General features: G+C 57.6%; 19 protein-coding genes, 1 tRNA gene and 1 pseudogene. 2 read left to right on the forward strand and 19 right to left on the reverse strand.

Annotated features, from left to right (window positions below; all coding sequences use genetic code 11):
• Positions 1-157: 157 nt before the first annotated feature.
• Positions 158-2,008 carry a diguanylate cyclase domain-containing protein gene (locus VCA57_RS13680; RefSeq protein ID WP_411185651.1) on the forward strand — a complete coding sequence of 617 codons (1,851 nt, stop codon included), beginning with the start codon at positions 158-160 and terminating at the stop codon, positions 2,006-2,008.
• A 29-nt stretch (positions 2,009-2,037) separates the two neighbouring features.
• Here VCA57_RS13680 and alr read toward each other — a convergent pair whose 3' ends face one another.
• The 8 genes from alr to rnr all read right to left on the reverse strand — a co-directional run bounded on the left by alr (position 2,038) and on the right by rnr (position 10,343).
• Positions 2,038-3,114, reverse strand: coding sequence for an alanine racemase (gene alr / locus VCA57_RS13685; protein WP_411185593.1), 1,077 nt, complete (start codon positions 3,112-3,114; stop codon positions 2,038-2,040).
• Between the two features lie 98 nt (positions 3,115-3,212).
• Complete coding sequence (gene dnaB / locus VCA57_RS13690) at positions 3,213-4,607, reverse strand: replicative DNA helicase (protein ID WP_411185594.1); 1,395 nt, start codon at positions 4,605-4,607, stop codon at positions 3,213-3,215.
• 117 nt (positions 4,608-4,724) lie between these two features.
• Positions 4,725-5,171 carry a 50S ribosomal protein L9 gene (rplI, locus tag VCA57_RS13695; RefSeq protein ID WP_411185595.1) on the reverse strand — a complete coding sequence of 149 codons (447 nt, stop codon included), beginning with the start codon at positions 5,169-5,171 and terminating at the stop codon, positions 4,725-4,727.
• Positions 5,172-5,192: 21 nt separating this feature from the next.
• Complete coding sequence (locus VCA57_RS13700; protein WP_411185596.1) at positions 5,193-6,086, reverse strand: hypothetical protein; 894 nt, start codon at positions 6,084-6,086, stop codon at positions 5,193-5,195.
• 36 nt (positions 6,087-6,122) lie between these two features.
• Complete coding sequence (gene rpsR / locus VCA57_RS13705; protein ID WP_069519637.1) at positions 6,123-6,353, reverse strand: 30S ribosomal protein S18; 231 nt, start codon at positions 6,351-6,353, stop codon at positions 6,123-6,125.
• A 28-nt stretch (positions 6,354-6,381) separates the two neighbouring features.
• Positions 6,382-6,804 (reverse strand): 30S ribosomal protein S6, encoded by a 423-nt coding sequence (gene rpsF / locus VCA57_RS13710; protein WP_397492493.1) that lies wholly within the window; start codon positions 6,802-6,804, stop codon positions 6,382-6,384.
• A gap of 249 nt (positions 6,805-7,053) precedes the next feature.
• Complete coding sequence (gene rlmB, locus VCA57_RS13715; RefSeq protein ID WP_411185597.1) at positions 7,054-7,806, reverse strand: 23S rRNA (guanosine(2251)-2'-O)-methyltransferase RlmB; 753 nt, start codon at positions 7,804-7,806, stop codon at positions 7,054-7,056.
• Positions 7,803-10,343 carry a ribonuclease R gene (gene rnr, locus VCA57_RS13720; protein WP_411185598.1) on the reverse strand — a complete coding sequence of 847 codons (2,541 nt, stop codon included), beginning with the start codon at positions 10,341-10,343 and terminating at the stop codon, positions 7,803-7,805. The genes rlmB and rnr overlap by 4 nt, the downstream gene beginning before the upstream one ends.
• A 215-nt stretch (positions 10,344-10,558) precedes the next feature.
• Between rnr and VCA57_RS13725 the strand changes: the two genes are divergently transcribed.
• Positions 10,559-10,645 (forward strand) — tRNA-Leu (locus VCA57_RS13725).
• Between the two features lie 102 nt (positions 10,646-10,747).
• Here the strand turns inward: VCA57_RS13725 and VCA57_RS13730 are convergent.
• The 11 genes and pseudogenes from VCA57_RS13730 to VCA57_RS13780 form a co-directional block, all read right to left on the reverse strand.
• The gene (locus tag VCA57_RS13730) at positions 10,748-11,632 is read right to left on the reverse strand and encodes a methyl-accepting chemotaxis protein (RefSeq protein ID WP_411185652.1); all 885 of its coding nucleotides are present in this window, start codon (positions 11,630-11,632) and stop codon (positions 10,748-10,750) included.
• Positions 11,606-12,610, reverse strand: a pseudogene (locus VCA57_RS13735) (HAMP domain-containing protein); the annotation flags it as partial. The pseudogene VCA57_RS13735 and the gene VCA57_RS13730, both read right to left, overlap by 27 nt.
• A 207-nt stretch (positions 12,611-12,817) precedes the next feature.
• Positions 12,818-14,113: an adenylosuccinate synthase gene (locus tag VCA57_RS13740; protein ID WP_411185599.1), complete on the reverse strand. Its 1,296-nt coding sequence runs from the start codon at positions 14,111-14,113 to the stop codon at positions 12,818-12,820.
• A 64-nt stretch (positions 14,114-14,177) separates the two neighbouring features.
• Positions 14,178-15,365: an ATP phosphoribosyltransferase regulatory subunit gene (locus VCA57_RS13745; RefSeq protein WP_411185600.1), complete on the reverse strand. Its 1,188-nt coding sequence runs from the start codon at positions 15,363-15,365 to the stop codon at positions 14,178-14,180.
• A 321-nt stretch (positions 15,366-15,686) separates the two neighbouring features.
• A complete protein-coding gene (gene hflC / locus VCA57_RS13750; RefSeq protein WP_411185601.1) occupies positions 15,687-16,556 on the reverse strand; it encodes a protease modulator HflC in 870 nt (289 codons plus the stop codon).
• Positions 16,556-17,713 (reverse strand): FtsH protease activity modulator HflK, encoded by a 1,158-nt coding sequence (gene hflK, locus VCA57_RS13755; RefSeq protein ID WP_411185602.1) that lies wholly within the window; start codon positions 17,711-17,713, stop codon positions 16,556-16,558. The genes hflC and hflK overlap by 1 nt, the downstream gene beginning before the upstream one ends.
• 96 nt (positions 17,714-17,809) lie before the next feature.
• Entirely contained in the window at positions 17,810-19,111 is a 1,302-nt protein-coding gene (hflX, locus tag VCA57_RS13760; RefSeq protein ID WP_411185603.1) for a ribosome rescue GTPase HflX, read from the reverse strand.
• A gap of 14 nt (positions 19,112-19,125) precedes the next feature.
• Complete coding sequence (hfq, locus tag VCA57_RS13765) at positions 19,126-19,386, reverse strand: RNA chaperone Hfq (protein ID WP_411185604.1); 261 nt, start codon at positions 19,384-19,386, stop codon at positions 19,126-19,128.
• A 100-nt stretch (positions 19,387-19,486) separates the two neighbouring features.
• The gene (gene miaA / locus VCA57_RS13770; protein ID WP_411185605.1) at positions 19,487-20,464 is read right to left on the reverse strand and encodes a tRNA (adenosine(37)-N6)-dimethylallyltransferase MiaA; all 978 of its coding nucleotides are present in this window, start codon (positions 20,462-20,464) and stop codon (positions 19,487-19,489) included.
• Positions 20,465-20,494: 30 nt separating this feature from the next.
• Positions 20,495-22,372, reverse strand: a complete 1,878-nt coding sequence (mutL, locus tag VCA57_RS13775) for a DNA mismatch repair endonuclease MutL (protein ID WP_411185606.1) — start codon at positions 22,370-22,372, stop codon at positions 20,495-20,497.
• The gene (locus VCA57_RS13780; protein ID WP_411185653.1) at positions 22,369-23,733 is read right to left on the reverse strand and encodes an N-acetylmuramoyl-L-alanine amidase; all 1,365 of its coding nucleotides are present in this window, start codon (positions 23,731-23,733) and stop codon (positions 22,369-22,371) included. The genes mutL and VCA57_RS13780 overlap by 4 nt, the downstream gene beginning before the upstream one ends.
• Positions 23,734-23,745: the final 12 nt, after the last annotated feature.

Genomic DNA, 23,745 nt, shown 5'->3' on the forward strand with positions numbered 1-23,745 from the left:
AGCGGGAATAAAGCCAGAGATGTAGCTTCACCGTAATGGCTTGGGGCTATACTCCGGCCCACAACATCGGTCCCAATAGCCGAGACTAGGAGCACATGCGGTGCAGCGCTTAGCCCTTTCGATCTTGTTCACGTTGAGCCTGGCGTTCGTCAGCGGTATGGCGCACTCCGCTATTGAGCTTACGCCTGCGAGTAGCGGCACCTCACTGAATGACCAGATTGAGCTCCTAGAAGACGTCGGGGCACAGCTGAGTATCAGCGACATGGCCGATCCGGCCGTGCAACGCCGCTTCCAGCCAGCGGCTGGGCGCGCCACCGTCGGCCAAAGCCGCAACCCCTGGTGGATCAAAGTCACCCTGCAGCGCACGCCCGAAGCCCCCAGTCAGTGGTGGCTGGAAAATGCAGGGATCACCATTTTCAGCCTGCAGCTTTATCTGCCCGACGGCAACGGTAGCTGGAGCCTGCGCGAAACGGGCGAGGCCGTACCGTATATGGATGGCCGCGATTACGCCTACCGGCGCATGCTATTCAAGCTCCCGGAGATCGGTGAGCAACCGCTGACCCTCTACTTCCGCAGCCTGGACCCTGCCGGTAACTCCTTTCCATTGAGCATCTGGCAACTGCCAGACCTAGCCCAGCTAGCGAGCAACGAGAACATCGGCTTCGGCCTAATCTACGGGGTGATTTTCGCCCTATTTCTCTACAACCTGTTCATCCTGGTCGCGCTGCGCGACCGCGCCTACTTCTGGTATGTACTAGCAACCGCCTGCGTGCTGGTATTTATCCTCAGCATGAGCGGCCATGGTGCCCAATACCTTTGGCCGAACGCAGCCGTCCCCTTCTGGCTTGACCGCATCACCTTACCGGCGCTGTGGGGCATATTTGTCATGCGCTTCACCCAGGAACTGCTCTACACCAAGCAGGGCCTGATCTGGCCGCACCGCCTACTCAGTGCCGGTTGTGTCCTTTATGTCATTGCTATCGTGATCAATATGTTCGGTTACCGGGCAGAAGGTGCACTGATGATTGCCCTGACACCCATCGTCACAGTCCCCACGGCATTGTTCAGCGCCGGCATCCGTTGTTATCAGGGTTTTATCCCCTCTCGCTTCTACCTGCTGGGCTATGGTGCAGTACTTACTAGCACCATCGTCCTAGTGATGCGTGCAGCCGGGCTAATTGAACCCAGTAACTTCACCGCCTACTTGTTCCCGATTTCCGTCGCCGCAGAAACCATTCTGTTCTCCTTCGCCCTGGCCTATCGCATCCAGATGCTTAAGCAAGAAAAGGCCGAAGCCCTTATGCAAGCCGACCGCGAGAAGACCGCTCGCCTGGCGCAGATGCAGAGCAGCGCAGACGAGCTGCAGGATGCAGTTAATCTACGTACGGCAGAGTTGGCCCAAGCCAACCTGCAACTCAGTGAGCGCGAACGCGAATTACAGCACGCGGCCTTCCATGACTCACTCACCGAACTGCACAACCGCCGCTTTCTGGTCGAGCGCTGCGAAGCGGCGCTGGCCAACGCCCGCCGCTATAACGAAGCCACGGCGCTGCTGCTGATCGACCTCGATCACTTCAAACCAATCAACGATAAGTACGGCCACGACGCGGGAGACCTAATGCTGCAGAGCATTGCCCAGCGCCTACGTGAACACGTGCGCTCAGGTGATGCTGTGGCACGCTTGGGAGGTGATGAATTCGCCGTGCTGATTTGCGGTGAAGATGCCGAACAGCATGCCCGCGAAATCGCCCAGCGCCTGCTAGCCGAGCTCGCCAAACCAGTGAGTTATGGTGCCGAACGCCTAACCGTAACCATCAGCATCGGGGTCGCGCTATACCCGCACCATGCCAGCAACTTCACCACGCTGTACAAAGCCGCTGACGAGATGCTCTACAAAGTCAAGAGTCGCGGCCGCTCTGGCTCAGCGATATGCGGCGAGGATGGCGAGCTGAGTAGCAGCGCCCGCCTGCAACTGGATGTACTCAACGTCCCCAGCGGCCTGAGTTGAAGCCATCACACTGCAGCTGCCCTGCCTCATCAGCACTGATAGCGACGCGGCACGCGCGCAGTGACCTTGCTAAGCAGTTCGTAACCAATGGTGCCGGCTGCCTGTGCCACCTCATCCACCGGTAACTGCGTGCCCCATAGTTCAACCGCGGCGCCTTCAACCGCAGCAGGCAAGTCGGTTAGGTCAACCGTCAACATATCCATGGAAACGCGCCCAACCAGCGGCACCCGCTGCCCCTGCACAACAACCGGCGTGCCGGCCGGCGCATGGCGCGGATAACCATCGGCATAACCACAGCTCACCGTACCGATACGCGACGCTCGCTCGGCACGCCAAGAACCGCCATAGCCAACGCCTTCGCCTGCGGCAATATGCCGACAGGCAATCAACTGCGCAGTAAGGCTCATGGCCGGAAGCAGACCCAGCTCAGCCGCGTGCAAGTCGGCAAAAGGGGTGGCCCCGTAAAGCATGATGCCCGGACGCAACCAATCCATATGCGCCGCCGGGATAGTCAGAATGGCCGCCGAATTGGCCAGTGAACGCTGAACAAAGTCCAGATCCAGCAGGTCGAGAAACCCTTCAAGCTGCAACTCCGTCACCTCACTGCCGCGCTCATCGGCGCAGGCAAAGTGACTGAGCAGGTTCAACTCTGCCACCTGGGCCGCCCCCTGTAAGCGCCCATAGCATTCACGCAATCCTGCAGAACTGAAACCGAGTCGATGCATGCCGCTGTCCAGCTTCAGCCAGACATTCAGTGGCCGAAGCAAACTGGCATCGAGCAGCTGCAGTGCCTGCTGCTCGCTGTGCAACACAACGTCTAAACCCAGCTGCGCGGCGAACTGATACTCCAACGCCTCGAAACAGCCTTCAAGCAACAGAATCCGTGCATCGGCGTGTAAAGCGCGCACCTCCGCAGCCTCCTCCAAGCTGGCCACAGCAAAACCATCAGCCACATCAAACAGCGCAGTGACCACCTCACGCACGCCGTGCCCGTAGGCATTCGCCTTGACCACCGCAAACGCTTGCCGCCCTGGCGCGCAGCGCTTGGCCACAGCGTAGTTATGCACAATCGCAGACAGATCAATGGTGGCAACAAGCGGGCGCATAAGTGGGCAGTCCTTAAAACAAAACGGGCGACCAGTTTAACCACTGGTCGCCCGTTTTCATTGATCTAGCGCGGTAAGAAGATGCGCGATTGGCCGCGTTACTCTTCGTCGAACTGATAGCTACCCGGCGCCAAGTTCTCAAAGCGCGAATACTTGCCGAGGAACGCCAGGCGCGCCGTACCCAACGGGCCGTTACGCTGCTTACCAATGATGATTTCCGCCACTCCTTTGTACTCAGTCTCGGGGTGGTAAACCTCGTCGCGGTACACAAACATGATGATATCGGCGTCCTGCTCGATCGCTCCTGACTCACGCAAGTCGGAGTTGATCGGGCGCTTGTTCGGCCGCTGTTCGAGGCCACGGTTAAGCTGCGACAGGGCGATCACCGGGCAGTTAAATTCCTTGGCCAGGGCCTTTAGCGAGCGGGAGATTTCGGAAATCTCGTTCACTCGGCTGTCACCGCTCGACCCAGGAATCTGCATCAGCTGCAGGTAGTCGACCATGATCAAGCCGATCTCGCCGTGTTCACGGGCCAGGCGGCGAGTACGCGCGCGCATCTCCGAGGGCGAGATGCCGGCGGTGTCGTCGATAAACAGCTTGCGGTCGTTGAGCAGATTGACCGCCGAGGTCAGGCGCGGCCAATCGTCGTCATCCAGGCGGCCGGCGCGCACCTTGGTCTGATCGATACGCCCAAGCGATGCCAGCATACGAATCACAATGGATTCCGAGGGCATCTCCAGGGAGTACACCAGAATCGACTTGTCGCTGCGCATCAGCGCGTTTTCCACCAGGTTCATGGCAAAGGTGGTCTTACCCATGGACGGACGCCCGGCGACAATGACCATGTCGGCCGGTTGCAGGCCGCTGGTCAACTCATCCAACTCGCTAAACCCCGTGGACAAACCGGTGATTGCATCGCCGTTATTGAACAGCTCGTCGATGCGGTCGATGGCCTTGACCAGGATGTCGTTGATACCTACCGGACCACCCGTCTTCGGCCGCGCTTCAGCGATCTGGAAGATCAGCCGCTCAGCCTCGTCGAGAATCTCCTCACCGGTACGGCCTTCCGGGGCATACGCGCTGCCGGCAATATCATTACTGATGCCAATCAGCTTACGCAGCGTCGCGCGCTCACGAATGATCTGCGCATAAGCCTTGATGTTGGCCACCGACGGGGTGTTCTTGGCCAGCTCGCCGAGGTAGGCCAGCCCGCCGACTTGCGACAACTGCCCTTCCTTGTCCAACTGCTCAGATAAGGTCACTACGTCGAATGGGTGGTTACGCTCGGCTAACTTGAACACCGCGCGGAAGATCAAGCGATGGTCATGCCGGTAGAAGTCGCCGTCGGAGACCTGGTCAAGCACCCGCTCCCAAGCGTTATTGTCGAGCATCAGGCCACCGAGTACGGCTTGCTCAGCCTCGATCGAGTGCGGCGGCACTTTCAGCGCGGAGGTTTGCAGGTCGTACTGTTCGGGCAGGCTGATGTCGTTCATAAGGCTCTGGGGAAAAATTCTATGTTGTAAAAACAAAAGGCACGGCATCGCTTTCGCAATGCCGTGCCCGATGTTAGCCGGCCTACACCTAAGCGCAAGCCCACTTCAGCGGTTCGCTTAAGCAGCGACCACAATAACCTTAACGGTTGCTTCAACGTCGCTGTGCAGGTGCACGGCTACGTCGTATTCGCCAATTTGGCGAATGGTGCCGTTCGGCAGACGCACTTCAGCTTTGGCCACTTCAACGCCAGAGGCGGTCAGGGCGTCAGCAATGTCGTGAGTACCGATCGAACCGAACAGTTTGCCTTCATCGCCCGCAGTAGCGGTGATGGTGACTTCCAGTTCAGCCAACTGAGCAGCACGAGTTTCAGCGGAAGCTTTCTTATCGGCAGCCAGTTTTTCCAGCTCAGCGCGGCGTGCTTCAAAAGCAGCAACGTTCGCAGGCGTAGCAGCGGTAGCTTTGCCTTGCGGCAGCAGGAAGTTACGGCCGTAACCGGACTTAACATTCACTTTATCGCCCAGGTTGCCCAGGTTGGCGATTTTTTCCAGCAGGATCAGTTCCATTTGGTAATAACCTCTTAACTTTTAACCTTCACCGTTCGCGGGGCCAGAGCCTTGCTTGCGCTCAAAGCGACCACGAAAATCAAGCAGACTGTCGACAATGGCAAAAATTACCAATAACGGATAAGTCAGCTGCATAAACAGCAACAGCGTGATGTACAACCCAACCAGCCAGAACTTACCTAGCCGACCTTGCGCCACCACCCCATGCAACAGGGCTATACCTGCAAACGCCAGCGGCACACTGCACAACGGTGTCAGCATGGCCATTTGCGGGCCTAGATTTGGCCCCAACAGCATGCCAATCAACAGCAGCATCGCTAGCGGTGGCGGGAGGCGTAGGGAGCGAAATTCGCTACCAAAACCACCCGGGTTATACAACTGCGCCTGCCAGAAGCGCCCAAGCATCAGGCTCAACAAGCTGACTATCTGCAACAACGCCGCGATCAAACCGGTCAGTACCGGTGCAATCAGGCTATCCAGGCGCGCTCGCTCGTCCACCGACATCTGCTGGTGAACCCCATCGAGCATTTGCGGCATCAGCTTTTGCAGCTCAAGCGCCATTGCATCAATGGGTTCGCGGAATACCGCACCCAAAACCACCCCATACACCAAGCCCAATGCCACGCTGCAAAGCAGCACACGATTCCAGGACGGGTTAGCGCGCAACAACAACGCTAACCCCAGCGCACCGAGCAACACCAACAGGGTGCGCGGCTCGCCAAAATACCACCAGCCAATGGCCGGCAGCAGGGCCCAGGCGAGGATGCCAACGGCATCACTCCAACCGCGCCGCAGAAGCACCAGGCTTCCAGCGGCAGCACTTAACCAGAACAGCAGCGGCAATGCCGCAGAAACCACCACTACAAGAGTGGCCTGCATACGACCGCGCATAATGAATTCAGCTAAGGCGCGCATGCAATTTATCCCTTACTTCTTGTCGAACATCTGGTCTCAGCGGCCGTGGCTGTCGGTGTAAGGCAGCAGGGCCAGGAAGCGGGCGCGCTTGATAGCGGTAGCCAGCTGACGCTGATAACGAGCCTTAGTACCGGTGATACGGCTAGGAACGATCTTGCCGGTTTCCGAGATGTAAGCTTTCAGCGTGTTGAGATCTTTGAAATCGATCTCTTTCACTTCTTCTGCGGTGAAACGGCAGAATTTACGACGACGGAAGAAACGTGCCATGAGAGTGGCTCCTCAATAGATCCGTGGATTACTCGTCAGCGTTGTCGCTGTCGTTGTTGTCGCTGTCATCGCCATCGTTAGAATCGGCGTTTTCAGGACGGTCACGACGCTCACGGCGCTCACTGCGGTTTTCTTCGGCCTTGAGCATCTCGGACTGGTCAGTAACGGCCTCGTCGCGACGGATGACCAGGTTACGGATCACGGCATCGTTGTAACGGAAGTTGTCTTCCAGCTCAGCCAGGGCTTTGCCAGTGCACTCAACGTTAAGCATCACGTAGTGAGCTTTGTGGACGTTGTTGATGGCGTAAGCCAACTGACGACGGCCCCAATCTTCCAGGCGGTGAATCTTGCCGCCGTCTTCTTCGATCAGCTTGGTGTAACGCTCAACCATGCCGCCGACTTGCTCGCTCTGGTCCGGGTGAACCAGAAAGATGATTTCGTAATGACGCATAAATGCTCCTTACGGGTTGTAGCCTGCCGCCAAATGCGGTCAGGCAAGGAGTGAATTTCACTTGTTTGTCTTGCTGAAACAGAAAGGCGCAAATACGCCTGCCGTAGCGGCAAGGGGCGACATTCTAGTGAAGCCCCCAGCCACACGCAAGGTGAACTGGTGATTATTTGAACAGCCGTAGGTTGGATTAGCGCAGCGTAATCCGACAGGCCGAGACCTCACCCGGATTACGCCTTCGGCTAATCCGGGCTACGCCTTGGTATTTCCGCGACGCTGACGCAATGCCTCAAACAGGCAAACACCAGTGGCCACCGAGACGTTAAGACTGCTGACACTGCCCGCCATCGGTAACTTGACCAGGTAATCGCAGTGCTCACGGGTTAGCCGGCGCATACCCTTGCCCTCAGCCCCCATGATCAGCACGGTCGGCCCGGTCAGGTCATGCTCGTACAACTCCATCTCAGCCTCGCCAGCCGTGCCAACTACCCACAAACCGCGCTGCTGGAGCTTCTCCAGACTGCGCGCCAGATTGGTCACCGCCACCAGCGGGATGACCTCAGCCGCACCACAAGCCACCTTGCGCACGGTGGCATTCAGCGTCGCGGACTTGTCCTTGGGCACAATCACCGCCAGAGCACCGGCGGCATCGGCTGTACGCAAGCAGGCACCGAGGTTATGCGGATCGGTCACACCATCTAGCACCAGCAACAGAGGCGCGCCTTCAGTGCGATCAAGCAACTCGTCAAGCATGGCCTCGCCCCAAACCTGGCTCGGACTAACATCAGCCACCACACCCTGATGCACACCCTCAACCCAGGCGTCCATCTCACGGCGCTCACATTGACCGACTGCAACTCGCGCATCCGCCGCCAGGCTCAACAACACCTGCACACGCGGGTCATTGCGCCCCTCGGCCAACCAAATTTGCTTAACCCGCTTCGGGTGATGGCGCAGCAACGCCTCTACGGCATGCACGCCGTAGATTTTTTCCAACTGACTCATGACTTCGCCTTACGCTTGCGCGGCCCACCGGTACTTGGCGCACCTGTGCCGGCAGCGCCTTTACGATGACTACTTGGCTTGGCTGTCGAACGACCGCCATCACCCTTGGCAGCCGCACTCTTACTCGATTTGCCTTTCGACTCATTGAGCAGCGATTTCTTCAGTGCGCGACTCTGTTCCACATCGGTGTTACCCGGCGCAGAGCGCTCACCGCGACGCCCAGTCTTGCTCGCAGCCGACTCAAAACCGCCGCGCCGTGGACCAGCAGGCGCAACCGCTTTACCTTCAGCCAACTCGAAATCGATCTTGCGCTCATCCAGATCGACACGCATGACTTTGACTTCAACGCTATCGCCCAAGCGGAAGCTACGGCCACTGCGCTCACCCGCCAAGCGGTGATGCACAGGATCGAAGTGGTAGTAGTCGCCCGGCAGAGCCGTAACGTGCACCAGGCCCTCAACGTAGATGTCCTTCAACTCGACGAACAGGCCAAAGCCAGTCACCGCCGTGATCACACCTGAGAAGGTCTCGCCAACACGATCCTTCATGAACTCGCACTTGAGCCAGTTCACCACATCGCGAGTCGCTTCATCGGCGCGCCGCTCGGACATCGAGCACTGCTCGCCAAGCTGCTCGAGAATCGCATCGTCGTACGGATAGATTCGTGCTCGAGGCATGATCGCCGCACCGGCACGCTTGACGTGCGGGGTATCGAGCTTGGAACGAATCACACTGCGAATCGCCCGATGGATCAGCAGATCCGGATAGCGGCGGATTGGCGAGGTGAAGTGCGCATAGGCGTCGTAATTCAGACCGAAGTGGCCCTGATTGTCAGCGCTGTACACCGCCTGACTAAGGGAGCGCAGCATCACAGTCTGGATCAAGTGGTAATCCGGACGCTCGCGAATACTCTCCAGCAGCAACTGGTAATCCTTCGGCGTCGGACCCTCTTTGGCCTTGCCACGATGCAGCGACAAGCCCAACTCAGTAAGAAACGCCCTGAGCTTCTCTACCCGCTCTGGCGGCGGACCGTCATGCACGCGATACAACGCAGGAATTTCGTGCTTCTGCATAAAGGCAGCCGTGGCCACGTTCGCCGCCAACATGCACTCTTCGATCAGCTTGTGCGCATCGTTACGCTGCGTTGGGCGAATTTCCGCGATCTTGCGCCCGGAGCCAAAGATGATGCGGGTTTCCTGGGTTTCAAAATCAATCGCACCGCGCTCATGCCGCGCAGCCAACAAGACCTGATACAGCGAATACAGCTGCTTGAGGTGCGACAGCACTTCTTGGTACTCACCACGCAGGGCTTTGCCTTCGCTGCTTTTCGGCTGCTCAAGCATGGCACTGACCTTGTTGTAAGTCAGGCGCGCGTGCGAGTGGATCACCGCCTCATAGAATTGATAGTCGGTCATCTTGCCGGTTTTCGAGATACTGATCTCGCAGACCATGGCCAGGCGATCAACATGCGGATTCAGCGAGCAGAGGCCATTGGACAACTCCTCCGGCAGCATCGGGATAACCCGCTCGGGGAAATACACCGAGTTGCCACGCACTTGCGCTTCAGCATCCAGCGCCGAATCGATCTTCACATAATGGGAAACGTCGGCGATGGCGACATAGAGCTTCCAGCCGCCAGAGAACAGCCGCCAGTTGCTGCCGTTCTTCTCGCAATACACCGCGTCATCGAAGTCGCGAGCATCTTCACCATCAATGGTAACGAACGGCAGATGGCGCAGATCAATGCGCTTCTCCTTGTCCTTCTCCTCGACTTCTGGCTTGAGCTTATGCGCCTCTTTGACCACAGCCTCAGGCCAGACATGGGGAATATCGTAGCTGCGCAGGGCAACGTCGATTTCCATGCCAGGGGCCATGTAGTTGCCGACGACCTCAACCACATCACCCTGCGGCTGGAAGCGCGTAGTCGGCCAATGGGTGATTTTCACCTCAACGAACTGACCCTGCTTGGCACCGGCATTACGCCCTGGCGTCACCAGCACTTCTTGCTGAATCTTCGGGTTGTCGGCCACAACAAAGCCAACACCACTCTCTTCGTAATAGCGACCAACAATACTTTCGTGAGCACGGGAGATGACTTCAACCACAGCGCCTTCACGACGACCGCGCCGATCCAGCCCGGAAACGCGCGCCAGCGCACGGTCACCATCGAACACCAAGCGCATTTGCGCAGGACTCAAGAACAGATCATCGCTACCGTCATCCGGCACCAAAAAGCCAAAGCCATCGCGATGACCGCTGACTCGACCGAGAATCAGGTCGAGCTTATCGACTGGCGCATAGGTGCCACGGCGGGTATAGATCAATTGACCATCGCGCTCCATAGCACGCAGACGGCGACGCAGCGCTTCGAGCTGCTCTTCACTGGCCATGCCAAACTCATCGGCCAGCTCTTCCCGGCTCGCAGGGGAGCCACGGTCAGACAAGTGCTGCAGAATCAGCTCGCGACTTGGAATGGGGTTTTCGTATTTTTCCGCTTCACGAGCGGCCTCGGGATCGAGGGATTGCCAATCGGCCATTAGAGGTAATTCACCTTATCTACACAAATTCGGTTTGCCATGTGCCTATTGAAGCGCGAAACCACTGTCCAGGTCAGCCCGGCACACAGAATAAAATTTTTTAACAACAGGGGTTTACAAGTAAAAACTCGGTCCGTATTATGCGCGCCACAACGACGGGAAACGAAGTTAACCGAGTTGTAGTTGATAGCAAATAAGCATTTTTTGCAATCAATGCCCAGGTGGTGAAATTGGTAGACACGCCAGCTTCAGGTGCTGGTGACCTTACGGTCGTGGAAGTTCGAGTCTTCTCCTGGGCACCAATTCAAAAACCGAGCCACTGGCTCGGTTTTTTATTGCCCTCGATTTAGCGTGCGCCCCTCGGTTTATTCGGCGAGCGCCTTACGCGCCCGCCACAAGCCAACTTAAACGCGAAACTGCCCCAGGCTAGCCTTGAGCCGCTTCGCCAATCCATCTAGCACGCGACCACTATTCGCCGTCGCCGCAACAGCCTCTGCCGCCCGCTGCGCCTCGGCATGAATCACCTCGACACGACCACGCACGGCATCCGCCCCTTCAGCCTGGTGCGCCGCCGCCTCGGTCGCAGCATTGATCGCACCATGCACCTCCTCCACCGCATCACGTACTGATTGCTGCACCCGCGCACTTTCACGCAATGCCGCCAGCCCTTGATCCGCCTGCTTACCAGCCTGACCGATGACGTCGACAGCCTCACGCGCACCCTGCTGCAACGCACCGATATGCGCCTGAATATCACCCGTGGACTGCTGCGTCTTACTCGCCAACGCGCGCACCTCATCAGCCACCACAGCAAAGCCACGACCGCTTTCGCCGGCGCGGGCAGCCTCAATTGCCGCATTCAAGGCCAGCAGATTAGTCTGCTCGGCAATTGAACGAATAACCGTCAGCACTACCTCGATCTGCTCACTCTGCTTGGCCAAGCGCTCAATCACAGTAGCGCCCGCATCAATACGCTGCACCAACTCCTCAATCGAACCACCAACGCGCCGGGCAATCGCCGCATTGTCATCCGCCGCCTGACGAATCGCCCCAACACGCTGCAACGCTTCGCGCATAGCCTGGCTTTCTGCCTGAGCCTCGCCAGCCATCTCCGCCAAGGCCTGCAGACTGCCAGCCACCTCATCACGCTGACGCGCGGCAGCAGACTCGGCCGCCACACTGCGCGCAGCTAAATTGCCGATTTCCTGACCAGTGAGAGACGCCACCTCACCAGCCTCGCGCACAATTGGCTGCAATTTGGCCACAAAACGATTGACCGCTGCCGCCATATCGCCAATTTCATCACGACTGTCTAACTCGACGCGGCGAGTCAGATCCCCCTCGCCCGCCGCCCAGTCATTCAGCACCGCGATCAACATATGCAGTTTATTAACCACACGCCGCCCAAGCACCACAGCCAACACCAGCAGGATCAGCAGCGCCACGACAACCAGACCCGCACTGATTTTCCAACGCAAGTCTGTTGCCGCTCTTTGCACAACCTCCCGACTACTTTGCGCCATACCACTAGCCGTTTCACGCGCCACGCCAAGACGTGTCGCCAAGACGTCAGCACTACTTCGAGCCGCACCACTCAAGCTATCTGAAACCAGCTGACCACTGCTGTCGATCAGACCAAGAAATCGCTTATCCAGCGAGGCCAACGCCTCATCTACTGCGGCAGTCGAGATACCTAGTACTACCTTGCCGATGTCAGCCCCCATTGGGCTGATCGACACCTCAGCGATGTACACACCAGGATCATTGACTGCGGCCTGCAGCACCTTATCCAGTGGGCTATTGCCCTCGCCCTTCGCGATCAAAGCACGCACGCGAGCATCTTGGCGGTTGAGATGACGCGTCAGACGCTGCCCCTGAGCATCAAAATAAACCGCAAACAGCACCTCAGGATTACGCTGCGCACCCCGCACCAAAGCCGTTAGCGCCGGCACATCAGAGTCCCAGATAGCCTTTGGCGCAACAGCCGCAAGCAACTGCGCCAGCTCATCTGCGGAGTGCTTAAGATTGCCGCCCAGCACCGCACGGATTTGCTCCTGTTCCTGCGCCAAGCGCCCCGAAAGCCCCTTGGCAAGCTGCGCCTGAGTACTCGCAGATAAACTATCCAGACCGCCACGCACCTCATCACTAGCACGACCTAATTCATCGACCAGGCGCGCCGTATCATCCTGCATACCCTTACCCAGATCAGCCTCAAGCGTAGCCACAGTCGCACGCGTTAGTGCCACCGCCACGATAACCTGAACCATCAGCGCCACACCCAAGGCAAGAAACACTGGCAACAACAAGCGGCTGCGCAACACAGAAATAATGGCAAACACGACAGACACTCCTAACAGCGGTAATACCTATAACGGCGAAGAGCTGAATTTATAAAGGCCAAGTAGGTTTTTTTCCCAGTCCAGAAACGGCGAAGGGCCGCCAATTGGCGACCCTTCGTGCACTGCATACGACTATCAGGCAAACGGATGCCGCAACACAATAGTCTCGTTACGATCAGGACCCGTTGAAACGATATCAATCGGCGCACCAACCAACTCTTCCACACGCTTGATGTAAGCGCGCGCATTAGCCGGCAGTTCTTCCAGGGTCTTGGCTCCCAGTGTCGACCCACTCCAGCCAGGCATGTCTTCGTAAACCGGCTGTAGACCGAGGTAGCTGTCCGCATCGGTCGGCGCATCGACCAACACATCACCATTCTGGTCTTTATAGCCAACGCAAATACGGATGGTATCCAGACCATCAAGCACGTCGAGCTTGGTCAGACACAGACCGGAGATGCTGTTGATTTCGATGGCGCGACGCAGGATCACGGCATCGAACCAACCACAACGGCGCGCGCGCCCAGTGGTGGAACCAAACTCATGACCACGCTTGGCGAGGAAAGCGCCAGTTTCGTCAAACAGCTCAGTCGGGAACGGACCCGAACCTACACGCGTAGTGTAAGCCTTGGTGATACCAAGAATGTAATCCAGGTACATCGGACCAAAACCGGAACCAGTGGCAATACCACCTGCCGTGGTGTTGGAGCTAGTGACGTAAGGATAGGTGCCGTGGTCAATATCCAGCAGCGAGCCCTGGGCACCTTCGAACATGATGTCTTTGCCGCCACGACGCATGTCGTGCAGCACAGCGGTCACGTCGGTCATCATCGGCTTGAGTAACTCGGCGTATTCCATGCACTCATCAAGAGTCTTCTGGAAGTCGATAGCCGGCTCTTTGTAGTAATTGACCAGAACAAAGTTGTGGTAATCCAGCAACTCGCCCAGCTTGGCGGCAAAACGCTCACGGTGGAACAGATCACCAATACGCAGACCGCGACGCGCCACCTTGTCTTCGTAAGCCGGGCCGATACCGCGACCGGTGGTACCGATCTTGGCATCGCCACGGGCCTTTTCACGCGCCTGATCGAGAGCCACGTGATACGGCAGAATCAAAGGGCATGACGGGCTGATGCGCAGTCGCTCACGAACCGGCACACCCTTTTCTTCCAGCTTGATGATTTCACGCATCAACGCATCAGGCGCGACTACCACGCCGTTGCCGATCAGGCACTGCACGTTTTCGCGCAGGATGCCGGAGGGGATCAGGTGCAGAACGGTTTTCTCGCCGTCGATCACCAGAGTATGGCCAGCGTTATGCCCCCCCTGATAACGCACAACAGCTGCAGCCTGTTCGGTCAGCAGGTCGACGATCTTGCCCTTGCCTTCATCGCCCCACTGGGTGCCCAGGACTACGACATTCTTACCCATAACACGAACCCTCTTCGCAAACTTGATGCCGGCAACCGCCGACGGAAACTTTTCGCACGAACAATCAGGCTGTCAGTGCAGCCAACTGCCAACGGCCATCACGCAACTGCAACTGACGGTCACAGCCTGCTGTCTCAGCATCAGCGGTGGATTGCCCAGGCAATGCCTGAACCACACGCAAACCCTCAAGACGCAAACGCTGAATCGCCTGCCACAAAAACACATCATGATTATCTGGAGCCCAGATACCAGCAGGCTCTTCACCCAACTGCATTTGCCCCAGGCTTACCAGGGTTTTCAGATCAGTAGAGAAACCTGTTGCTGGACGCGCCCGACCAAAATCAGCACCGATGTCGTCATAACGACCGCCCTGAGCAATGGAGTAACCCACGCCAGGAACAAAGGCCGCGAACACTACGCCAGTATGGTAGTGATAGCCGCGCAACTCGCCGAGGTCGAAGTACAGTGGTAACTCCGGGTAGCGCAAGCTCAGCGCATCGGCGATCGCCATCAGATCATCCAACGCCGCATGCACATCATCCGGCGCATCGACCAGGCAAGCCTGGGCCAGATCCAGCACCTCACGACCACCACACAGCTCGCTGAGCGCACGCAACATTTTGCGCAGATCATCCGGTAACGCTTCGGTCAGCTCGGCAATTTCATCCATCGCCTTGCGCTGTAGCGCATCGAACAGCTGCTGCTCGACCTCACCAGACAACTCAGCAGCGCGCGCCAGCCCACGATAAATACCAACATGACCAAGATCCATGTGCACATCAGGCACCGCCGCCAACTCAAGGGCATTGACCAGCAGACTGATCACCTCGACATCGCTGGCCGGGCTGGCGTCACCATACAACTCAGCACCCAACTGTATCGGGCTGCGCGAGGTCGTCAGCGCACGCGGCTGAGCGTGCACCACACTACCTGCGTAGCACAGGCGACTCGGCCCTTCGCGACGCAAGGTATGCGCATCTATGCGCGCCACCTGCGGCGTGATGTCGGCACGAAAACCCATCTGCCGACCGGACAGCGGATCTGTCACCTTGAAGGTGCGCAGATCCAAGTCCTGGCCCGCGCCAGTCAGCAGCGACTCCAGGTATTCGATGTGTGGCGTAACCACAAATTCATAGCCCCAGCGCTGGAACAGATCCAGCACTTGGCGGCGCGCCACCTCAATACGTCCTGCGTACGGAGGTAGTACTTCTTCAATGCCATCTGGCAGCAGCCAGCGGTCTACCGTTGCCATTTCGCCATTCCCCTCTTGAACCGGGCGGCACAAGCCTTCAGTGAAGCCACAAAGGACGGTTGCTCCCAGCAGCATGCTGGTCAACCCCATCAGACGTAGCTGCCGACTAGACAGCTGCGTAAGTTGTAAAAGCGCACTGCATCAATGATGCGAAGCAGGGAGGACAAGAAGCATTTCAGCACCAGCACAAGACAAAACGCGATGCCCAACTCCTGCCACATGCTTCCCACAGACGCAAAAAAGCCGGGATTTTCCCGGCTGCCGCATCATACCACGTTTTCCCAAAGGATCACCCCGGCGGCTTCCCGCCGGGGTGATAACTTAAGGCTTGGACTTCTCCAAATAGCGGAAGAAGTCGCTCTTCGGGTCTAGCACCAACACATCACGCTTATCAGCGAAACTTTCGCGATAAGCCCTCAGGCTGCGATAGAACGAATAGAACTCCTGATCCATACCATACGCCTTGGAATAAATCGCAGCAGCCTGGGCATCACCATCACCACGCAACTCTTCCGCCTGACGGTAGGCATCAGCAAGCAAAACCCGGCGCTGACGATCGGCATCAGCACGAATACCTTCGGCGAGCTCTTTACCCTTCGCGCGATGCTCGCGCGCCTCACGCTCACGCTCAGAACCCATGCGATCGAACACGCTACGGTTTACTTCCTTAGGCAGGTCGATGGCCTTAACACGCACATCCACCACCTCGATACCCAACTCCTTCTGCGCGGCACGATTCAGCGATGCAGTTACATCCGCCATCAGCGCATCACGCTCACCCGACACCGACTCATGCAGCGTGCGCTTGCCGAATTGGTCACGCAGAGACGCTTCCAAACGGCGAGCCAAACGCTCATCAGCAGTCAGCTTAACCCCGGAAGTCGCCGTGTAGTAACGCTCAGCATCCAGCACACGCCACTTGGCGTAGGCATCCACCATCAGCGCTTTCTTTTCCAGCGTAAGGAAACGCGAACTAGTGGAGTCTAGCGTCAGCAAACGCGCATCAAATTTACGCACTTGGTTAACGTAAGGGATCTTCACATGCAAACCCGGCTGCACGTTCGGCTCAACGATACGACCGAACTGCAACAGCACCGCACGCTCAGTTTGCGAGACGATATAGAAGCTATTCCAGGCGACCAACGCCAGTACCACACCAACAATAAGGGCGATCAGCGATTTATTGCCCATCAGCGGCTCTCCCTTGTACGCAACTCAACCTGACGCGGATCGATACCCGCCCGAGAGCCAGTGTCCGCAGCACTCGCGGAACCAGATATCGAGCTAGACGCAGAAGAACTGCGACCATCAATCATCTTGTCTAGCGGCAGATAAAGCAGGTTGTTCTGCCCCTTGTCGCCAGTCACCAAGACCTTACTGGTATTGGTCATCATCTCTTGCATGGTATCCAGATATAGACGCTCGCGAGTGACCTCAGGCGCCTTGCGGTACTCGGTCACTAATGCAGTAAAGCGATCTGCCTCACCCTGCGCCCGAGAAACCACCTCATCACGATAACCACTGGCATCTTCAATCAGGCGCTGCGCCTGACCACGAGCCTCCGGCACCACGCCATTGGCGTAGGTTTCGGCCTGATTTTTCTCACGCTGCTCATCTTCACGAGCACGAATCACGTCATCAAAGGCTTCCTGCACTTCGCGCGGTGCAGCAGCGCTCTGCAGGTTGACCTGAGTGACCGTAATCCCGGTTTTGTAGTTGTCGAGGAAACGCTGCAAGCGCTCCTTGACCTCACTGGCCATTAGCTCGCGGCCTTCAGTCAGCACCTGATCCATCTCGGTGGAGCCCACCACATGGCGCACGGCACTGTCAGTCGCATGCTGCAAACTGATTTCCGGCTGATCGACGTTGAGCACAAAATCCTGCAAGTTGCTGATCTTGTATTGCACGGTCAACGGCACTTCGATGATGTTTTCGTCCTCGGTCAACATCTGCCCCTGCTTGCTGTAAGCACGCTCGCGGGTGACGTTTTCCTGGAACTTACGATCAATAGGCGGGAAGTAGATATTCAGGCCCGGCCCAACCGTTTCATAGTATTTTCCGAAGCGCAGCACTACGGCCTGCTCCTGCTCGTCAACGACATAGATGGCACTGTACAGCCAGACTGCAGCCAACAGCCCAAGGCCCACGAACAGCAGGCCGAAACCGCCACCACTGCTCGAGCCAGACTCTCCGCCTCGTTTTTTGCCGCCACCGAACAGCCCATTCAGGCTCTCCTGCAGCTTGCGGAAGGCCTCATCGATATCCGGCGGCCCCTTACGATCACCGTTCTTACGGCCACCCCATGGGTCCTGATTATTCGAGTTGCCACCCGGCTCATTCCAAGCCATAGCGCTCTCCATCTGATAAAGCAAAGACGCGCCCACGGCGCGCCCGCCAATGCTACAGAATGCATGCAACCAGCGGCAAAGTCGCTGGCGCAGGCTTTATTGCAAAGTGTGTTGCTCGATAAACTCCTGCGGCTTGAGCCCTTCGCGACTCACCAGCCGATTCAACTCGATACGCGGCACACGCACAGCAAGCAGACTGCTGCCATCCTCGCTGTAGGACTCACTCTGCACAACGCCCAAAGCAAAAAACTGTGCACGCATACGCCCAAGGCGCTGCGGCAACTGCAATGTACCCACGAATAGGTCACTACCCAACAGCTCGGCTATCGCCTGGCGCAACAACGGCAAACCGCGCCCGTCACGCGCCGACAACCAAACCCGCTGTGGCCTGCCATCGGCATCGCGCTGAATCTGCGGCTCGACTCCCTCAAGCAGATCAAGCTTGTTATACACCTCAAGCATCGGCAGTTCATGCGCACCGATCTCACCCAACACCGCCAATACCTGCTCAATTTGCTGGTCACGCTCGGGCTCATGGGAGTCAATTACGTGCAACAACAGATCAGAATTGCTCGATTCCTCAAGAGTCGCGCGAAAGGCCTCAACCAGCTTGTGCGGGAGATGTCGGATAAAACCCACAGTATCGGCCAGCACGATCGGGCCCAAATCATCCAGTTCAAGACGCCGCAAGGTAGGGTCAAGGGTGGCGAATAACTGGTCGGCCGCATACACGTCCGATGTGGTCAGCGCATTGAATAAGGTCGACTTACCGGCGTTGGTGTAGCCCACCAACGACACCGAGGGGATATCCGCGCGCTGACGGCCACGCCGGGCCTGCTCTCGCTGACTGCGGACCTTCTCGAGTTTTTGCTTGATCTGACGAATCCGCACCCGCAGCAGACGGCGGTCGGTTTCTAATTGGGTCTCACCCGGACCGCGCAGGCCGATACCACCTTTTTGCCGCTCAAGGTGGGTCCAGCCACGAACCAGCCGTGTACTCATGTGATCAAGCTGAGCCAGCTCGACCTGCAACTTACCTTCATGAGTACGCGCGCGTTGAGCAAAAATGTCGAGGATCAGACCAGTACGGTCCAACACTCGACATTCAAAAACTCGCTCAAGGTTACGTTCCTGACTGGGCGTAAGCACGTGATTGAAGATCACCAGGTCAGCCTCGACGGCCTTGACCTGATCACGTAACTCTTCAACCTTGCCACTACCAATCAGGTATTTAGCCGTCAGTCGATTGCTTGGGACACTGAGGAACGCGACTGTTTCAGCACCGGCCGAGATGGCCAATTCCTGAAACTCTTGCGGGTCCTCGCGCGCCTCGGAATTTTGGCCGTCCAGATGAACCAGGATGGCCCGCTCCCCACCTTCATGGCGCTCGAAGAACAATACAGCCTCCTAAATTAGGCGTTACCAGCCTCAGCCTCAGCTTGCTCAGTTTCACTTGCACTCGGCAGCCGCACTGGACGACTAGGCACTACAGTAGAAATGGCATGTTTATAAACCATCTGGCTGACTGTGTTTTTCAGCAAAATCACGAACTGGTCGAAAGATTCGATCTGGCCTTGCAGCTTAATGCCGTTAACCAAATAAATAGAAACCGGGACGCGTTCCTTACGCAAGGTGTTTAAGTAAGGGTCTTGTAGCGAATGCCCTTTTGACATGTGCCGCACTCCTTTAAGGATCAATTTTCAATAATTTTAGTAAACCAACGAACGGCTTAAAGCCGTCATACCCCAATGATAGACGGCCAACGGCAAGGTCTTAGGTCAATATGGAGACCGCTGCCAGGTATTTCAAGGCACGCGGCAGATTGTCGCAATCAGCACTATCAAGCCAATGCACATTCTGCTGCCAACCCCGTAACCAAGTGAACTGTCGCTTGGCCAATTGGCGCGTGGCGATAATGCCGCGCTCCTGCATCTGTTCTGCACTGAGATTACCATCGAGGTAATCCCAAACTTGGCGATAGCCAACCGCCCGTATAGACGGCAAACCAACGTGCAAGTCACTTCGCTGATGCAGGCGTTCGACCTCAGCAACCAGCCCCTGTTCCAACATCAAGCGAAATCGTAGGGCAATTCGCTCATGCAACAGCTGCCTTTGCGCCGGTGCAATGGCTAATTGCGCCACAGTATAGGGGAATTGGCGCGATGCCGATGCGCCGCCGGCAGTATTTTCTGCAGCCTGACGCAAACGGTGAGCGGTCATGCTTTCCCCACTCACATGATAGACCTCAAGGGCACGAATCAAGCGCTGCGGATCATTAGGATGAATACGCGCGGCAGACTCTGGATCGATCGCACCCAGCTCAGCATGCAGCACGTCCCAACCTTCGGCCTGGGCCCGCGCCTCCAGTTCGGCCCGTAGCGCCGCATTAGCACCGGGCATATCAGCAAGCCCTTCGAGCAACGCCTTGAAATACAACATGGTGCCGCCGACCAGCAGAGGAACGCGTCCACGTGCAGTAATGTCAGCCATAGCCGCCAAGGCATCGGTGCGGAATTCGGCTGCGGAATAACTCTGCACCGGGTCACGAATGTCGATCAAGCGATGAGGAAACTCTGCCAGGGTCGCCTTGTCAGGCTTGGCCGTACCGATATCCATATCACGGTAGATCAGTGCCGAGTCAACGCTGACGAGCTCACATGGCAGCACCCGCGCAAGCTCAATGGCCAGGTCAGTCTTGCCGGCCGCAGTAGGCCCCATCAGGAAGATCGCCGGCGGCTGGCGCTCGGACATGTTGAAGACTCTCTAAATAGCGCGGGCCGCTTAACGGCCGCGCAGGAACAGTTTGTCGAGGTCATCCATACCCATCTGCGTCCAAGTTGGACGACCATGGTTACACTGACCACTCCGCTCGGTGTGCTCCATATCACGCAGCAAGGCGTTCATTTCCGGCAAGGTCAGCCGCCGATTGGCGCGCACCGAGCCGTGGCAAGCCATGGTGCCGAGCAGCTCATTAAGATGCGCCTGAATACGATCAGTGGTGCCGTACTCAAGCAGATCACCCAGCACATCCTGCACCAGACGCGTTGCCTCGGCCTGCTTGAGCAACGCGGGAATCTGCCGGATCGCGAGAGTTTCCGGCCCTAAGCGCTGCAATTCAAAACCCAGGCGCTGGAACCATTCGGCATGTTCCTCGGCACAATCAGCTTCGCGCTGACTCAGCGCAATCGACTCAGGCACCAGCAACGGCTGACCACGCAAGCCTTCATTGGCCATGGCGACCTTCAGCCGCTCATAAGTAATGCGCTCATGAGCCGCGTGCATATCCACCACCACCAGGCCTTGGACGTTTTCGGCAAGGATGTAGATGCCCTTGAGCTGAGCAATCGCATAGCCTAACGGCGGAATATCGCCCTGCGCCTCAGGCAAACCTGCTGGAGCTGGCGCGGCGGCCATCGGCGAGAAAAATTCGCGATACGCGCCCTGAGCTTCCGCCGCTGGCAAGACTGCCTCGGGACGAGAACCTTGATAGCCCGCCCCTGGAGAGCGCCAAACCGAAGCACTAGGCGTAGCCTGCAGCAGGCTGGCAGCCAAGCCGATTTCACCCTGCGGACCAAACTCGCCAGCGGCCTGACCACTAGGGCGCACCATCTCGCTAACCGTCGCCGGTGCCGCCAACTGATCTTCCGGGCGCACCTCGCCCAGCGCACGATGCAGCGTGCCATAAAGAAAGTCATGCACCATGCGCCCATCACGGAAGCGCACTTCGTGCTTGGTCGGGTGCACGTTGACATCAACTACCGAGGGATCGATCTCAAGAAACAGCACAAAGGTCGGGTGCCGCCCATTGAACAGCACATCACGGTAAGCCTGACGCACCGCATGGGCGACCAATTTATCGCGCACCGTACGGCCGTTCACATAGAAGTACTGCAGGTCGGCCTGGCTACGCGAGAATGTCGGTAAGCCAACCCAGCCCCACAAATGCAAGCCATTGCGTTCGATATCGATCGGTAACGCCTGCTCGAGAAATGCCGCACCGCAGACGGAGGCCACACGCCGCGCCCGACTCACTTCATCTGGAGCCTCATGCAGGCCGAGCACAGTCTTGCCGTTGTGCCGCAGATGGAAGGCCACATCGAAACGCGCCAGCGCCAGACGCTTGATCACCTCTTGCAGGTGATCAAATTCAGTTTTCTCAGTTTTGAGGAACTTGCGTCGCGCCGGGGTATTGAAGAACAGGTCACGCACCTCAACCGAAGTACCAACGGGATGCGCAGCAGGCTGCACGCGCGGCTGCATGTCGCGCCCTTCGGTTTCCACCTGCCAGGCTTGCTCGGCATCTGCGGTACGCGAGGTCAGGGTCAAGCGCGCGACCGAGCTGATCGACGCCAGCGCCTCACCACGAAAACCCAGGCTCATCACCTGTTCGAGGTCTTCCAGCTCACGAATTTTGCTGGTGGCATGTCGCGCCAATGCTAGGGGCAGGTCATCCGCCGAAATACCACCGCCGTTGTCACGCACTTTGAGCAGTTTGACGCCGCCCTGCTCAACATCCACTTCGATACGTTTGGCACCGGAATCGAGGCTATTTTCCAGCAGTTCTTTGATCACCGAGGCCGGCCGCTCGACCACCTCACCGGCAGCAATCTGGTTCGCCAGCCGCGGACTTAGCAGCTGGATACGCGCAGCATCACTCATGGCTGCGCAGCCAGAGCAGTAGCAGGAATTTGAATACGTTGACCCACTTTTATCACATCGCCTTTCAATGAATTGGCACTGCGCAACGCCGACAGACTGATCTGATAACGCTGGGCAATCAGCGCCAAGCTTTCGCCAGAACTGACCACATGCTCGCGTGGCCCCATGGCAATTTTGCCGTTATCACGCAGCCAGGCTACATAAGTGCCGGGCGGCGGATTCTCCTGGAAGAACTGTTTTACGCCGGAAACAATCGAACGCCCCAATGCCTGCTGATGACTGGCGCTCGCTAGTTTGCGCGCCTCGTTTGGATTGGAGATAAACCCGGTCTCAACCAGAATCGACGGAATATCCGGCGACTTCAGCACCATAAATCCGGCTTGCTCTACCCGCCGTTTGTGCAGCGGGGTTATACGCCCCATATTGCCTAGCACCTTGTTGCCGACATTCAAGCTGGACGACAGCGATGCCGTCATCGACAGATCAAGCAACACACCGGCAAGCATGCGGTCTTTGTCATCCAAGCTAACATTACCGGCACCGCCGATCAGGTCGGACTGGTTTTCCGAATCCGCCAACCAGCGCGCTGTTTCCGAGGTTGCGCCGCGATCCGACAGGGCATACACCGAGGCCCCAAACGCCGATGAGCGCGGCGCCGCATCGGCATGGATGGAAACGAACAGATCTGCGCCCTTCTTGCGGGCGATTTCGGTACGTTTGCGCAGCGGAATAAAGTAATCGCCAGTACGGACCAATTCAGCGCGGAAGCCTTTTTCGGCATTGACCTGACGCTGCAGCTCTTTGGCAATCGCCAAGGTTATATGCTTCTCATACTGACCCTTGACCGGCGACAACGCCCCAGGGTCTTCACCACCGTGGCCGGCATCGATAGCAATCACGATATCGCGCTTACCACTGGGCACCGGCGTCAATTTGGGTGGTGCTTGGGTCGACGTTACAGGCACTGGCGGCGCAGTGCCTGCGGTATCTACCGAGGTAGTTGGCAGACTTGGCGCAGCACCTGGGTCCTGGTCGAACAGGTCAACAACCAGACGATTGCCATATTGCTGATTGGGCGCCAAGGTAAAACTCTTGGGCGTTACCGGGGACGACAAGTCGATAACCACGCGCAAATCGTCCGGCGTACGTTGCGCCGAACGGATACCCGTGATCGGTGTATTACTCAGGGCCAACTGTTCAAAGCTGGTGGCTAACTTGGCACCACTGACGTCGATCACGATGCGATTAGGCGCCGACAACTGAAATACGCTGTGCTCCACCGGACCGGACAGATCAAACACCAGCCGAGTGTTATCCGGTGCGCGCCATAAGCGTACACTACGCACATCCGAAGCGGCCATTAGATTGGCGGC

The organism is Pseudomonas sp. (assembly GCF_046581935.1).
Lineage (GTDB): Bacteria > Pseudomonadota > Gammaproteobacteria > Pseudomonadales > Pseudomonadaceae > Aquipseudomonas.